Source organism: Streptomyces sp. CA2R106, assembly GCF_037034245.1.
Taxonomy (GTDB): Bacteria; Actinomycetota; Actinomycetes; order Streptomycetales; family Streptomycetaceae; genus Actinacidiphila.
Map to the genome: position 1 here is coordinate 1 of NZ_JBAGKC010000049.1, position 14,866 is coordinate 14,866.

Annotated in this window: 5 protein-coding genes; all 5 read right to left on the bottom strand. The window is 73.9% G+C overall.

The window, feature by feature from the left end:
- On the bottom strand, positions 1-9,921 hold a 9,921-nt coding region (locus WA788_RS34110), incomplete at its 3' end, for a type I polyketide synthase (protein ID WP_335984212.1).
- A gap of 527 nt (positions 9,922-10,448) precedes the next feature.
- Positions 10,449-11,357 carry an alpha/beta hydrolase gene (locus WA788_RS34115; RefSeq protein ID WP_335984213.1) on the bottom strand — a complete coding sequence of 303 codons (909 nt, stop codon included), beginning with the start codon at positions 11,355-11,357 and terminating at the stop codon, positions 10,449-10,451.
- A 194-nt stretch (positions 11,358-11,551) separates the two neighbouring features.
- Positions 11,552-12,514 (bottom strand): NAD(P)H-quinone oxidoreductase, encoded by a 963-nt coding sequence (locus tag WA788_RS34120; RefSeq protein WP_335984214.1) that lies wholly within the window; start codon positions 12,512-12,514, stop codon positions 11,552-11,554.
- Between the two features lie 175 nt (positions 12,515-12,689).
- Positions 12,690-13,763, bottom strand: a complete 1,074-nt coding sequence (locus tag WA788_RS34125; protein ID WP_335984215.1) for an arylcarboxylate reductase — start codon at positions 13,761-13,763, stop codon at positions 12,690-12,692.
- A 31-nt stretch (positions 13,764-13,794) separates the two neighbouring features.
- A complete protein-coding gene (locus WA788_RS34130) occupies positions 13,795-14,727 on the bottom strand; it encodes a hypothetical protein (protein ID WP_335984216.1) in 933 nt (310 codons plus the stop codon).
- Positions 14,728-14,866: the final 139 nt, after the last annotated feature.

Consider the following 14,866-nt stretch of genomic DNA (forward strand, 5'->3'; position numbering starts at 1 on the left):
AGCCATCCCCACCCACTGAGCACCCTGACCCGGGAACACGAACACCACTTGCCGGCCCCGACCGGCAGGCGCGGCCCCGCTCACCACATGGCCCACCGGCTCACCGGCCGCCAACGCCAGCAACCCAGCGGCCAGTTCGGCCCGGTCCGAACCCACCACCACCGCACGGTGATCGAACAGCGACCGCGACAACAACGCCGCACCCACACCCACCGGCTCCAACTCCGCCGACTCCACCGCCGACAGCAGACGCTCCGCCTGCCCCCGCACCCCGTCCTCGGACCGGGCGGAGAGCACCCACGCCACGGCTGCGTCGTCGGACTCGCCCTCTTCCGCGTCCGCGACCGCCGCCGGGGCCGCCGGAGCCGCCGGGCCCTCCAGGATCACGTGCACGTTCGTCCCGGACATCCCGAACGACGACACACCCGCCCGCCGCGCCCGACCCGTCTCCGGCCACGGCACGGCCTCGGTGAGCAGCCGCACCTGCCCCGCCGTCCAGTCCACCCGGGTGCTCGGCTCGTCCACGTGCAGGGTGCGGGGCAGCACCCCGTGCCGCATCGCGAGCACCATCTTGATCACACCCGCCACACCCGCAGCAGCCTGCGTATGACCGATGTTCGACTTCAACGACCCCAGCCACAACGGCCGTTCCGCCGACCGCCCCTGCCCGTACGTCGCCAGCAACGCCTGCGCCTCGATCGGGTCACCCAACGTCGTCCCCGTACCGTGCGCCTCCACCACGTCCACATCGGCCGGCGTGAGCGAAGCCGCCGCCAGCGCCTGCCGGATCACCCGCTGCTGCGAGGGACCGTTCGGCGCCGTCAAACCATTCGACGCACCGTCCTGGTTCACCGCACTGGACCGCACCACCGCCAGCACCTCGTGACCATTCCGCTCAGCGTCCGACAACCGCTCCACCACCAGCACACCCACACCCTCGGACCAGCCCGTCCCGTCCGCCGCGTCCGCGAACGCCCGGCACCGCCCGTCCGACGACAAACCGCCCTGCCGGCTGAACTCCACGAACGTGTTCGGCGTGGCCATCACCGTGACACCGCCGGCCAGCGCGAGCGAGCACTCCCCCGCGCGCAGCGCCTGGCCGGCGAGGTGGAGCGCCACCAGCGACGACGAGCAGGCCGTGTCCACGGTGACCGCGGGACCTTCGAGGCCGAGGGTGTAGGCGACCCGGCCGGAGGCGACGCTGAAGGCGCCGCCGGTCAGGAGGTGGCCTTGGGTCTCCTCCAGCGAACCGACCAGCTCGCCGTAGCCGGACTGGCTGATGCCGAAGACGACGCCGGTGGGGCTGCCGGCGAGGGACTGGGGGTCGATCCCGGCGTCCTCGAGCGCGGCCCAGGACGTCTCCAGCAGCAGCCGCTGCTGGGGGTCCATCGCCAGCGCCTCGCGGGGCGAGATGCCGAAGAAGGCGGCGTCGAAGCCGTCGGCCGCGACGAAGCCGCCGCTGCGGGTGACGGAGGTGCCGCTGCGGGTGCCCTCGGCGTCGTGGAGCTGCTCGATGTCCCAGTCGCGGTCCTCGGGGAAGCCCGCGATGGCGTCGGTGCCCGAGGCGACGAGCTGCCACAGCTCGTCGGGGCTGGTGACGCCGCCGGGGAAGCGGCAGGCCATGCCGACGATGGCCAGCCGGTCGTCGTCGGCGAGCGCCCGGGCCGGCGCGGCGCCGCCCGCGTTCGGGGTGACGCCGTCGAGCAGGCCCGCCAGGTACTGGGCGAGGCGCAGCGGCGTCGGGTAGTCGAAGACCATCGAGTCCGCGACGGGCAGGCCGGTGCCGCGCTTGACGCGGTTGCGCAGCTCGACGCCCATCAACGAGTCGAAGCCCATCTCGCGGAAGGCGGTGGTGGCGCTGAGGTGCCGGCCCGAGGCGTGGCCGAGGACGGCTGCCGCGTGGTCGCGGACGAGGGTGAGGAGGTGGTCCTCGCGCTCGGGCCCGGTCAGCCCGGCGAGCTGTTCGGCGAGGCCGCCGGCGAGTCGCTGCGCGTCGCCGGCCCGGCGCCGGGCCGGGCCGGCGGCCAGTGCGCGGAAAACGGGCAGGTCGTCGCGGGCGCGGAGGGCGGCGAGGTCCAGGTCGGCGAGGCCGACCAGGGCCCGGCCGGAGGTCAGGGCGCGGTCGAAGAGGGCCAGGCCCTGGGGCACCGACAGCGGGCGCAGGCCCGAGCGGGCCAGCCGCCGCATGTCGGCGTCGGTCAGCGCCGCGGTGAGGCCGACGTCCTGGGTCCAGGCGCCCCAGGCCATGGAGACGCCGGGCAGGCCGGCGTGGCGCCGGGCGTGCATGAGCGCGTCGAGGAAGACGTTGGCCGCGGCGTAGTTGGCCTGGCCGGGGTTGCCGAGGATGCCGGACAGCGAGGAGAACACCGCGAAGAGGGTGAGGTCGCGGTCCCGGGTCAGCTCGTGCAGGTGCCAGGCCGCGTCCGCCTTCGGCGCCAGCACCCGGGCCAGCCGGTCCGCGGTCAGCGACGAGACCAGCCCGTCGTCCACCACCCCCGCCGTGTGGACGACACCGGTCAATGGCACGTCCGCCAGCAGCTCCGCCAGCGCTTCACGGTCGCTCACGTCACACGCCGCAACGGTCACCTCGGCGCCTTCCGCGCCCAGCTCCTCGGCCAACTCCGGTGCGCCCTCGGCCGCGAGACCGCGCCGGCTGACCAGCAGCAGGTTCCGCACGCCGTGCGTACGCACCAGGTGCCGGGCCACCTCCCGGCCGAGCCCGCCCGTACCACCGGTGACCAGCACCGTGCCCTCGGGGGCGGCGTACGGCGGCTCGTCCCGCGGGGCGACGCGGGTCAGCCGTGCCGCTCTGATCTCCTCGCCGCGCAGGGCGAGTTGGGGTTCGGCGGTGCGTACGGCCCGGGCCAGCCGGCGTACGTCGAGGGCCTGGCCGGGTTCGGCGTCCACGAGCAGGACGCGGCCCGGGTGCTCGCGCTGTGCGGTGCGCAGCAGGCCCCATACGGCGGCCGCGCCGAGGTCCGGCACCGGATCGTCGGGGTGGGTGGCGACGGCGCCGCGGGTGAGGGCGACGAGCGTCGTGTCGGCGAAGCGCTCCTCGGCCAGCCAGGACTGGAGCTGTTCGAGGGCCCGGCGGGTGGTGGCGTGGACCGACCGCACCATGGCGTCCGGCGCGTTCTCGGCGTTCTCGGCGTTCTCGGAGTTCTCCGCGGACTGCCCCGACACGGCCACCACGATGTACGGGGGCGGGTGTTCGTCGGTGAGGACGTCGTCGAGACTCGGGTGGGCGGCCTCCGGCAGCCACGCGGTGTCGGCGCCGGGTGCCTGGACGAAGGCGAAGCGTACGTCGTCCACGCCGTCGTCGGGGACGGGCAGCGCGGGCCAGTCGAGGGCCAGCGCGGTGCCGCTGCGGGCGCCGGCCGCCAGGCCGGAGGTGGGCGGCGCACCCAGGGTCACAGTGCCGATGGACAGCACCAACGCGCCGTTGCCGTCGGCGAGTTCGACGCTCACGCGGTCGGGGCCGGTGCGGACCACCCGGGCCCGGGCCGCGGTCGCGCCTGCGGCGTGCAGGGTCACGTCGGCGAAGTCCACCGGCACCCGGCCGGACGGCGCCGGGTCCCACCCCGCGTAGGCGACGGCCTGGAGCGCGGCGTCCAGCAGCGCCGGGTGCACCCCGAACCTGCGGGCCCGGTCGGCCTCGCCCTCGGGCACCTCGACCTCGGCCAGCACCGCGCCGTCGGCCCGCCACACCTGCCGCAGACCCTGGAACGCCGGGCCATACACCAGGCCCTCGACCGCGGCCAGTTCGTAGCAGCCCGCGAGGTCCACCCGCGCACCGCTCTCCGGCGGCCACGACCACCCGCCCTCACCCGCGGCGACGGCGTCACCGAGTGCGGCGGTCGCGTGCCGGAGCCACGCGTCGTCGTCGGAGCGGCGCGAGTAGATCTCCGCCCGGGAGTCCGCCACCACGACCTGGAGCTGGACGCTTCCGGCCTCGGGGACGACGAGCGGCGCCTCCACCGCCAACTCCCGCAGCCCGCCCGCACCCACGGCGTCCGCGCCCCGAACCGCCAGCTCCACCAGGCCCGTTGCTGGGAACACCACCGTGCCGTGCACCGCGTGGTCGGCCAGCCACGGCTGCGTACGGAGCGACAGCCGCGAGGTCAGGACCACCGTGTCCGAGGTGGGCACGGACACCACCGCGCCGAGCAGCGGGTGTTCGGCGGATGCCAGCCCGGCCGCGGTCACGTCGCCCCCGGCGAGGGACGCCTGCGGCCAGTAACGGCGGCGCTGGAAGGCGTACGTCGGCAGGTCCACCCAGGCGGGCTGGCGGTCGCCGAACAGGCCGTCCCACCTCACCGGCACGCCGTGCGCGAAGAGTTGGCCCAGGGCCCGGAGCACAGTGCGCTCGTCGTCATGGTCCTTGCGCATCAGGGCCACCGCAACAGCGTCCTCGGCGTTGGCCTGTGCCAGCCCCGCCACGACACCGTCAGGACCCGCGTCCACGAAGGTGTCCACGCCCTGCCCGGCCAGCCAGGCCAGCCCGTCCGCGAAGCGGACCGCCGAACGGACCTGCTGGGCCCAGTACTTCGGCGACGTCATGTCCGCGGGCTCACCCGTCAGGTTCGACACGACGGGGATACGCGGCTCCGAGAACTCCACGTCGGCGATCGCCGCGGTGAAGTCCGCCAGCATCGGGTCCATCAGGGCCGAGTGGAAAGCGTGCGACACCCGCAGCCGCGTCGTCTTCACGCCCTGCGCCTTGAAGTGCTCACCCACCGCGAGGACAGCGGCCTCCTCGCCCGACACCACTACCGAGCCAGGCGCGTTGACCGCCGCCACCGAGACGCCCTCGGGCAGCTGGGGCAGCACCTCAGCCTCCGGGGCGGCGATAGCGACCATCGCTCCACCGGCCGGAAGCGCCTGCATCAAACGGGCGCGGGCAGCCACCAAACGGCACGCATCCCGCAGGTCGAAGACCCCCGCCACATGAGCCGCCGCCACCTCACCGATCGAGTGCCCCAGCAGATAATCCGGCTCCACCCCGAATGACTCCAGCAACCGGAACAACGCCACCTCGACCGCGAACAACGCCGGCTGCGCCCACCCCGTGGAGTTCAGCCCATCAGCGTCCTCGCCCCACACCACCTCCCGCAGCGGGACATCGAGGTGCCGGTCCAACTCCGCCACCACCTCGTCGAAGGCCGCAGCGAACACCCCCGACTCCCCGTACAACGCGCGCCCCATCCCCAGCCGTTGCGCACCCTGACCCGCGAACAGCACCGCCACCCGGCGCCCGCTCCGCGCCGCACCCTCCGCCACGTTCGCCACCGACTCACCCGCCGCCAACGCCCGCAGCCCAGCGGTCAGTTCACCCGCATCCGCACCGACCACCACCGCCCGATGCTCAAACACCGACCGCGACAACAACGCCGCACCCACCGCCACCGGGTCCCGGCCCTCCACCACCGACACCAACCGCCCGGCCTGCGCCCGCAGCGCCTCCTCCGTACGACCCGACACCACCCAGACTGTCCCGGCACCGTCCCCCACCGCGGACTCCGGCTCCGCCTCGGGCCCAACACCGACCTCAGGCGCCGCCTCCAGAATCACGTGCGCGTTCGTCCCCGAGATACCGAACGACGACACCCCCGCCCGCCGAACCCTCCCCGTCTCCGGCCACGCCACCGACTCCGTCAACAACCGCACCTCACCAGCGGCCCAGTCCACCTGCGAACTCGGCTCGTCCACGTGCAACGTCCGCGGAAGCACCCCGTGCCGCAGCGCCAGCACCGTCTTGATCACGCCGGCGACCCCGGCCGCGGCCTGGGTGTGCCCGATGTTCGACTTCAACGAGCCGAGCCACAGCGGCCGTTCCGCCGGCCGCCCCTGCCCGTAGGTCGCCAGTACCGCCTGCGCCTCGATCGGGTCGCCCAGCGTCGTCCCGGTGCCGTGGGCCTCCACCATGTCCACGTCGGACGGCGACAGCGAGGCCGCGGCCAGCGCCTGGCGGATCACCCGCTGCTGCGACGGACCGTTCGGCGCCGTCAGACCATTCGACGCACCATCCTGGTTCACCGCACTGGACCGCACCACCGCCAACACCCGATGCCCGTTCTGCTCCGCATCCGACAGGCGCTCCACCACCAGCACACCCATGCCCTCGCTGAAGCCCGTCCCATCCGCCGCCTCAGCAAACGCCTTGCACCGACCATCAGCAGACAACCCACCCTGCTGCGCAAACCCCACAAACGTGTGCGGCAACGCGTTCACCGTCACCCCCGCCACCAACGCCAGCGAGCACTCCCCACCCCGCAACGCCTGACCCGCAAGGTGCAGCGCCACCAGCGACGACGAGCACGCCGTATCCACCGTCACCGCCGGACCCACCAACCCCAGCGCATACGCCACCCGCCCGGACAGGACGCTCTGCGCGCCACCCGTGAGGAGCTGCGCCTCCGCGTCCGTGTCCGGCAGCGCGGCGGAGACCACCTCCGCGTACCCGGACTCGTAGCTGCCGACGAACACACCCGTCGGGGAACCCGCCAGCGCGAGCGGGTCGATACCCGCGTGCTCCAGCGCCTCCCACGCCCCCTCCAGCAGCAACCGCTGCTGCGGGTCCGTGGCCAGCGCCTCCCGCGGGGACATCGCGAAGAAACCGGCGTCGAAGTCCAACGCGCCCTCGACGAAGCCGCCGGCGAGGCGGCCCGCGGTGTCGGGGCCGTAGAGGTGGTCCAGGTCCCAGTCGCGGTCGGTCGGGAAGCCGGTGATGGCGTCGCGCTCGCCGATGACGAGGTCCCACATCCGGTCCGGGCCGGTGATGCCGCCCGGGAAGCGGCAGGACATGCCGACGATGACCAGGGGGTCGTCACCGGTGGCCGGGGCGGCGGCGGGCAGCGGGGCGGCGGTGTCGTCGGCGGCGCGGGTGCCGCCGAGCCGGTCGGCGAGGAAGGCCGCGAGGCGGGCGGGTGTGGGGTAGTCGAAGACCATGCTGGTCGGGATGGGCAGGCCGGTGGCGGCCTGGAGCCGGTTGCGCAGGTCGACGGCGGTCATCGAGTCGAAGCCGGCGGAGCGGAAGGGCACGGCGGGGTCGACGTCCGTGCCGCCGCGGTGGCCGAGCAGGGCGGCGGCGTGGTCGCGGACGAGGCCGAGCAGATAGGTGTCGCGTTCCTTGGCGGACAGCGGGGCGAGCGCGCGCAGCAGCGCGTCGTCCTGCTCGGCGACCGCGGCGGGCGCGGGGGTACCGGCCGGTGCGGCGGTGAGCTGCCGGGCGGGGGCCTCGCCGAGGCCGGCGACGGTGTGCCGTTCGCGCTGGAAGGCGTAGGTGGGCAGCTTGACGCGCCGCGGCCGCAGTCCTTCGAGCAGGGCGGTCCAGGTGACGGGCACGCCGTGCACGTGGACCTGCGCGACCGAGGTCAGGAAGCGGTCCAGGCCGCCCTGGTCGCGGCGCAGGCTGCCGGTGACGAGCGCGGGGCCGGCCGTGTCGCCGAGGGAGTCCAGCGTGTCCTGGACGGGCACGGTGAGCACCGGGTGCGGGCTCACCTCCACCAGCACCGTGGTCCCGTCGGCGGCCAGTGCGCGGGTCGCGGTCTCGAACTGCACGGTCTGGCGGAGGTTGCGGTACCAGTAGTGCGCGTCGAGTTCCGCGGTGTCCAGGGGGGCGCCGGTCACGGAGGAGTACATCGGCACGGTGCCGGTCCGGGGGCGCAGGGGCGCGAGGTCGGCGAGCAGGCGGCTCTCGATCTCCTCGACGGCCGCGGAGTGCGAGGCGTAGTCGACGGAGACGGGGCGGAAGCGGATGCCGGTGTCGGCGCAGCGGGCGGCGAGTTCGTCGATGGCGGCGGACTCGCCGGAGACCACCACCGAGCCGGGGCCGTTGACGGTGGCGACGGACAGGCGGCCGTCCCAGGGAGCGATCAGTGCGGCGGCGTCGGGGGCGGGCAGGGAGACGACGGCCATGCCGCCGCGGCCGGTGAGGGTCTCGGCGATGGCCCGGCTGCGCAGGGCCACGACGCGGGCGCCGTCGGTCAGTGACAGGCCGCCGGCGACGACGGCGGCGGCGATCTCGCCCTGGGAGTGCCCGACGACGGCGGCCGGCTCCACGCCCATCCAGCGCCACAGGCGGGCGAGGGAGACCATGACGGCCCACAGGGCGGGCTGGACGACGTCGACGCGGGCGAGCAAGGTCTCGTCGTCCAGGGCGTCGGTCAGCGACCAGTCGACGAACGGGCGCAGGGCCTGTGCGCATTCCTCGAGGGCGGCGCGGAAGACCGGGGAGGCGGCTGTCAGTGCGGTGGCCATGCCGGTCCACTGGGCGCCCTGGCCGGGGAAGACGAACGCCACCCGGTGGTCGGGGCGGGCCGCGTGGCCCTGGACGAGGCCGGCGGCGGGCTCTCCTGCGGCCAGTGCGGCGAGTGCGGCGGCCAGTCGGTCCGGGTCGGCGCCGACGACGGCGGCGCGGTGGTCGAAGGTGGAGCGGGCGGTGAGCAGGGACCAGGCGATGTCCGCGGGGCGGGGCGCGGGGTCGGCGGCCATCCGGTGCCGGAGGCGTTCGGCCTGGGCGCGCAGTGCGGCGGCGGACTTGGCGGAGAGCACGAGGGCCAGTTCGCCGGGTGCGGGCTGCGGCGCGGGGTCGGGGGCGGGCTCGGGTGCCCGTAGCGGGGAGCTGAGCACCACGTGGCAGTTGGTGCCGCCCATGCCGAAGGAGGAGACCCCGGCGTGCAGCGGGCCGGCGGGCTCGGGCCAGGGTCCGGGTGCGGCGGCGACGCGCAGGTTCCACTCGTCGGCGCGGATGGCGGGGTTGAGGCGCTGGAAGTTCAGGCTCGCCGGGATCTCGCGGTGCTTGAGCATGAGGGCGACCTTGAGCAGGCCGGTGATGCCCGCGGCGCCTTCGAGGTGGCCGACGTTGGTCTTCGCGGAGCCGACGAGCAGGGGGTGCCGGCGGTCGGGGCTGGTGCCGAGGCAGTGGCCGAGGGCTTCGGCCTCGACGGGGTCGCCGACCTTGGTGCCGGTGCCGTGCAGTTCGACGTACTGGACGGTGCCGGGGGCGACGCCGGCGCGTTCGTAGGCGCGGGTGAGGACGTCGCGCTGGCCGGTGACGGTGGGCACCAGGAGGCTGTCGCCGGCGCCGTCGTTGTTGACGGCGCTGCCGCGGATGACGCAGTGGACGTCGTCGCCGTCGGCGAGGGCGTCGGCGAGGAGTTTGAGGACGACGAAGCCGCCGCCTTCGCCGCGGACGTAGCCGTTGGCGCGTTCGTCGAAGGTGAAGCACTGCCCGTCGGGGGACAGCGCGCCGAGCCGGGCCTCCAGCAGGGCGGACTGCTCGGTGAGGTTGAGGTTGACGCCGCCGGCCAGGGCGAGCCGGGCCTCGCCGGTGCGCAGGCTCTCGCAGGCCATGTGGACGGCGACGAGCGAGGAGGACTGGCCGGTGTCCACCGTGAGGCTCGGCCCGCGCAGTCCGGCGACGTAGGACAGCCGGTTGGCGATGACGGCGCGGTGGGTGCCCGCCATGGTGTGGTGGCTGAGGGCGCCGGGGCTGCGCAGGGCGGTCAGGTGGGCGTGGTCGCTGGCCATGGCGCCGACGTAGACGCCGACGGGCAGGCCGCGCAGCGTCTCCGGGACGAGTCCGGCGTCCTCCAGTGCCTCCCAGCCGAGTTCGAGGGCGAGGCGCTGCTGTGGGTCCATCTCGGCGCTCTCGCGGGGGGAGACGCCGAAGAAGGCGGCGTCGAAGGCGTCGGGTGCGTCGATGAAGGCGCCGCGGCGGACCAGGGCGCGCAGGGCCGGGTCGTGGCCGTCGTTGCCGTCCTGGTCGGGCCAGCGGCCGGCGGGGACGTCGGCGACGGCGTTGGTGCCGGTGCGCAGCAGCCGCCAGAAGCCGGCGGGGTCGGGGGCCTGCGGAAGGCGGCAGGACATTCCGATGACGGCGACGTCCGCTGCGGAGCAGCCGGGGAATTCGTGGTCCATCGATACGGCGTGGCCTTCGGCTGTCACTTCTCGCCCCTCGGTCGTACCTGATTCCGGTTCCGGCGCTGTGCCCGGCTTCTGGTGCTCCGCCGGAACGCTATGGCGGCGGTCGGGAGCGGCGTCCCCCTAACGGCCCCTGGAGATCTTCGTTTCGACCCCTAACACAGGTAGGGGTGACCGCCGGTGACATGGTGCGGTCGGTGGTCGTCGCGGTGCGCGGGTGTGGGGGTTCGGCGCTGCCGCGGCGGCTGTCGTGGCTGGTCAACGGTGGTGTGGTGGCGGCGAGTCGGGGGTCGGGGTGGTGCGGGGTGCGGCGGGGGCCGGCGGCGGGGCGGGTCGGCGATCCGGTGAATCGGTGTCTCGGTGGTTCGGTGGTTCGGCGCGCAATTCGGCTTTGCCCGCGGTGCGTTGTCGTTACGGGAACCGAAATGGCGACCGGGACGCCCGCGGGGATGACGGGCGTCCCGGAGTGGGAGGGGTTTTTGTTTCCGGTGGGTGGTTACCGGTGGGGGGTTTCCGCTGCGTGGTTACCGCCAGGCGGCGCGCAGGAAGTCGGCGGTCTGGGCGAGTGCTTCGGCGGCGGCGGGCACCATTCCGCGCATGGCGAAGAATCCGTGGATCATGCCGTCGTAGCGGCGCTGTTCGACCGGAACGCCCAGCGCGCGCAGCTTGTCGGCGTACGCCTCGCCCTCGTCGCGCAGCGGGTCGTACTCGCCGGTGAGGATGAGGGTGGGGGGCGCGGCGGCGAGGACCTCGTCGGCGGCGAACAGCGGTGACGCCCAGGGGTGGCGCGGGTCCTGGTCGCCGAGGTAGTTCTCGCTGAACCAGCGCAGGGTGTCCTCGGTCAGCAGGTAGCCCTGGCCGTTCTCGCGGACCGAGGGGTGGTTCCTGGTCTGGTCGGTGACCGGGTAGAGCAGGGCCTGGGCGCGGAAGAGGCCGGGCAGTTCGTTGCTGAGGACGGCGCCGAGGTTGCCGCCCGCGGAGTCGCCGGCGACGGCGAGGCGCTGGGTGTCGCCGCCGTAGGAGTCGCCGGTGCGCAGGGCCCACTTGGCGACGGTGAGGGCGTCCTGGACGGCGGCGGGGAAGCAGTGGTCGGGGGCGAGGCGGTAGCCGACGCTGACGACCAGGCAGTCGGCGTGGGCGCTCAGGTCGCGGGCGACGCCGTCGTAGCCGTCGAGGCTGCCGAGGACCCAGCCGCCGCCGTGGAAGAAGAGCAGGACGGGGTGCGGGCCGGGGCTGTCGGGCCAGTACAGCCGGACCGGTATGCCGTCGGCGGTGGTGCGTTCGGTGCGGGCGATCGCGGCCGGCTCGCCGCCGAGCCCGGCGAGCTGGTCGTAGCTGGCCCGGGCGAGGGGCATCGGCAGGTCGTGCAGTTGCCGGTCGCCGGCGGCGTCAAGGATGCCGAGGACGGCCTTGACCGCGGGGTCGAGGGGCATCGGGTACTCCGTTCCGGCACCGCCGGGCGGCGATGCGTGCGTGCGGGCGAGCACCGGCCGGGTGCGGCCGGCGGGAAAGGGGGGAGGGGGAGCGGGCGGGGCGGCGCGGCGCGGGCTCGCCGCACGCGCGCGTCGCCGGGCCGCCCGCGGTGCGCCGGCCGCCGCGGGCGGACCGGCCGCCGGCGGACGTGCCGCTACGGCAGCAGCAGGATCTTGCCGATGTGGTCGCTCGCCTCCATCATCCGGTGGGCTTCGGCGGCCTCGGCCAGCGGCAGCGCGGCGTGCACCACGGGCTTGACCGTGCCGGCCTCGACCAGCGGCCACACCTGGTGCCCGACACCGGCGACGATGCGCGACTTGTCCGCCCGCGGTCGGGCGCGCAGCGACGTGGCGGAGACCGAGGCGCGCCGGCTGAACAGCATCGCGAGGTCGATCTCGGCCTTGCGGCCGCCTTGGAGGCCGATGACGGTGAGCCGGCCGTTCGGCGCCAGAGCTTCGATGTTGTCCGCCAGGTACGGGGCGCCGACGATGTCCAGGATGACGTCGACGCCGGCGCCGGCGGTGAACTCCTTCGTGGCCAGGACGAAGTCCTCGGTGGTGTAGTCGACCACCAGGTCGGCGCCCAGGGCCCGCAGCCGGTCGTGCTTGGCCGGGCGGGCGGTCACCACCACCGACGCGCCCAGCGCCTTGCCCAGTTGGATCGCGAAGGTGCCGATGCCGCTGCCGCCGCCGTGCACGAGCAGCGTCTCGCCCTCGCGCAGCGCGTCGCGGTCGACCACGTTCGACCAGACGGTGCACGCGACTTCGGGCAGGGACGCCGCGTCCCGCAGCGACACCCCGGCGGGCACCGGCAGGGTGTGCGCGGCAGGCACCGCCACCTTCTCGGCGTAGCCGCCACCGGCGAGCAGGCAGGCGACCTCGTCGCCGACCTGACGGCCCTTCACCCCGATGCCCAGGGCGCTGACCACGCCGGAGACTTCGAGCCCCGGGTAGGGCGGGGCGCCCGGCGGCGGCGGGTACAGGCCCTTGCGCTGGCCGACGTCGGCCCGGTTGACCCCGGCCGCGGCCACGTCGACGACCACCTCGCCCGGCCCCGGCTCGGGGTCCTCGACCTCGCGCAGCACCAACTGCGTGTCCTCGATCACGATCGCTTGCATAGGTGTGGGGCGCGGGTCCCCGGCGGGGCCGCTGCCCGTCCTCCTTCGGGTCCGAGAGTCCGTGAGTGCGGGTCGGTGGGTGCGGAGTCGGTGAGGCGGGTGCGGGTGCGGCCCGGACCGTCGCCGGTCGCGGGCCGCGGGGTACGAGGTGCGGGCGGCGCGGGCGCGCGGCCGCTCAGTAGATGCCCTCCGGGGCGCTGCGGGTGACCTGGAGCGGCATCACGTTGGCGACACCGTCGCAGGGGTAGGCGTCGCCGGTGTCGTACCGGACGGCCTGGTCGCGCTCCAGGAAGTTCGGCAGCAGCAGGTCGGGGTGCAGGACGTTCAGCATGACCTGGCCCTGCCGGCCGTACTCGACGGTGCGGGTCCAGTCCTCCTTGTCGACCACGAGCGCGGTGACGTGGGGGTAGTTCGGCAGGTAGGGCAGGGTCTCGCCGTCGTCGGAGGCGGGGATGCCGGCCGAGGTGCCGAAGGTGTTGCCGTAGCTGCGGCCGACGACGGCGCCGCTGCCGCCGTTCAGGACCGACCGGAAGGCGCGGTACATCGCGGGGGTGCAGTGGGTGCCGCTGACGCGTACGCCCTTGAGTCGCGCGGCGAGTTCGGGGGCGCGCCGGATGAGGGCGTTGAGCAGCGCGGAGGTGGTGTTGAGGTAGTCGATCGGCTGGGTGCGCAGGATGTTGGTGATCTGGCCGACGACGTGGTCGGTGTACTCGTCGGCCTCGGCGAGCTTGCCGGCCCGGATGAGCCGCTTCACCCAGCGCGGGTCGATGTCCACGATGTACATCCGGCCGCCGTAGGCGGACAGTTCCTGCACGCCCAGGCCGATGACGTGCGGGCCGGTGGGGGTGCCCTGCACCCAGTTGCCGTCGGGGCGGAACCCCTCGGTGTGGAAGGACCAGTGGCGCCACGCCTGGCGGTGTTCGAGCATGGCGGGGGTGTAGAGGATGCGCTTGGGGTCGCCGGTGGTGCCGCCGGAGTCGAAGACGCGGCCGGCGAGGGGGCGGGGCACGGCCTGGGGTACCAGGTCGGCGGGGTCGAGCTTGCGCAGCACGGACAGCGGGAAGGGTCCGAGCGCGCCGAGTTCGTCGTAGCGGGTGATCTCGCGCGGGTCGAAGTCCAGCTCCGCCGCGCGCTTGAGCCAGTAGGGGCTGCCGGTTTCGGGGTCGAAGTGCCGCCGCACCACCTGCCGGGTCCACTCGTCGAGGTCCGTCCGCAGGAAACGGTCGACCAGAGCCAGTGATTCCTTCATTCCTGCCGCGCCTTTCTGAGGGGGAAAGCGGTCAGATCCGCATTTCGTACAGGGCGGTCATGGCGTCCGTGAGCTGTTCGTCGTTCTCGATCTGCACGACCGGGCAGGGCAGCGCGTCGAGGTAGATGTCGAGCTTCGCCGGGCCGAGCAGGAAAGCGATCTCCGGCTCGTTGTCGACGACGTTGCGGAACATCTCCGGGTGGCTTACCTTGTCGACCTGGTTGCCGAGGTACCACTTCCGCACGTCCGCCGCCGTGGTGAGCATTCCGCGCTCCTTGCAGGAGCACAGCGGAATCTCCGGGTCGTGGAAATTGATTTTCTCCCAGACCGGTTTGAGGTACTCGTTCTGGTCCGCGCACAGCGGGACGTGCACGGCGACGTCGATGTCCTTGATCATGTGCATCGCGCCCTCGGGGAGCTTCGCCATGAGCTCGTGCAGCGCGTGGACGTAGCCGGAGACCATGAAGCCGCGCACGGTGTTGTTGCGGCGCAGGCCCAACTCGCCGCCGACCCAGGTGCCTTCGACGAGCTGCCCGAGGTAGTCCGCGTCGTCGGCGTCCGCGGGCACCAGCAGTCCGGCGCAGCCCTGGGCGGGCCCGGTGGGCGGCGGCACCTCGGTCTTGCGGCGCAGGAAGGTGAACAGGTCGCGGCGCTCCACGGCGCCGGCCAGGCACGCGCCGACCAGCGAGCCCAGGCTCATGCCGGCGATGACGTCCGGGCGCACACCGCGCTCGGCGAGCAGGTCGGCGACGCCGAGGATGATCGAGGTCTGCCGGATCAGCCCGACCTGGTGGTACTCCTCCAGGCGGTCCAGTTCCCAGCGCAGCATCCGGTCGACGGTCAGACCGGTCCACTCGGCGGCCTGCGCGTAGATCTCACGGACCTGCGGGTAGCGCTCGTAGAGGTCCGTGCCGGCGCCCGCCACATCGCTCAGCCCGCCGTCGACCAGGTATGCGATCTTCACCTTGCTCCCCATCCCATGCGACGCCTTCTCGGGGCACGAACCTACTGAAGGACCCGGCGCGGACACCCCCCTAGCAATCCCCTAAGCGAACGGGCGGTGTGCGGTCCGGGCCCCTAAACGGCCGGCCGGCCCCCTAACG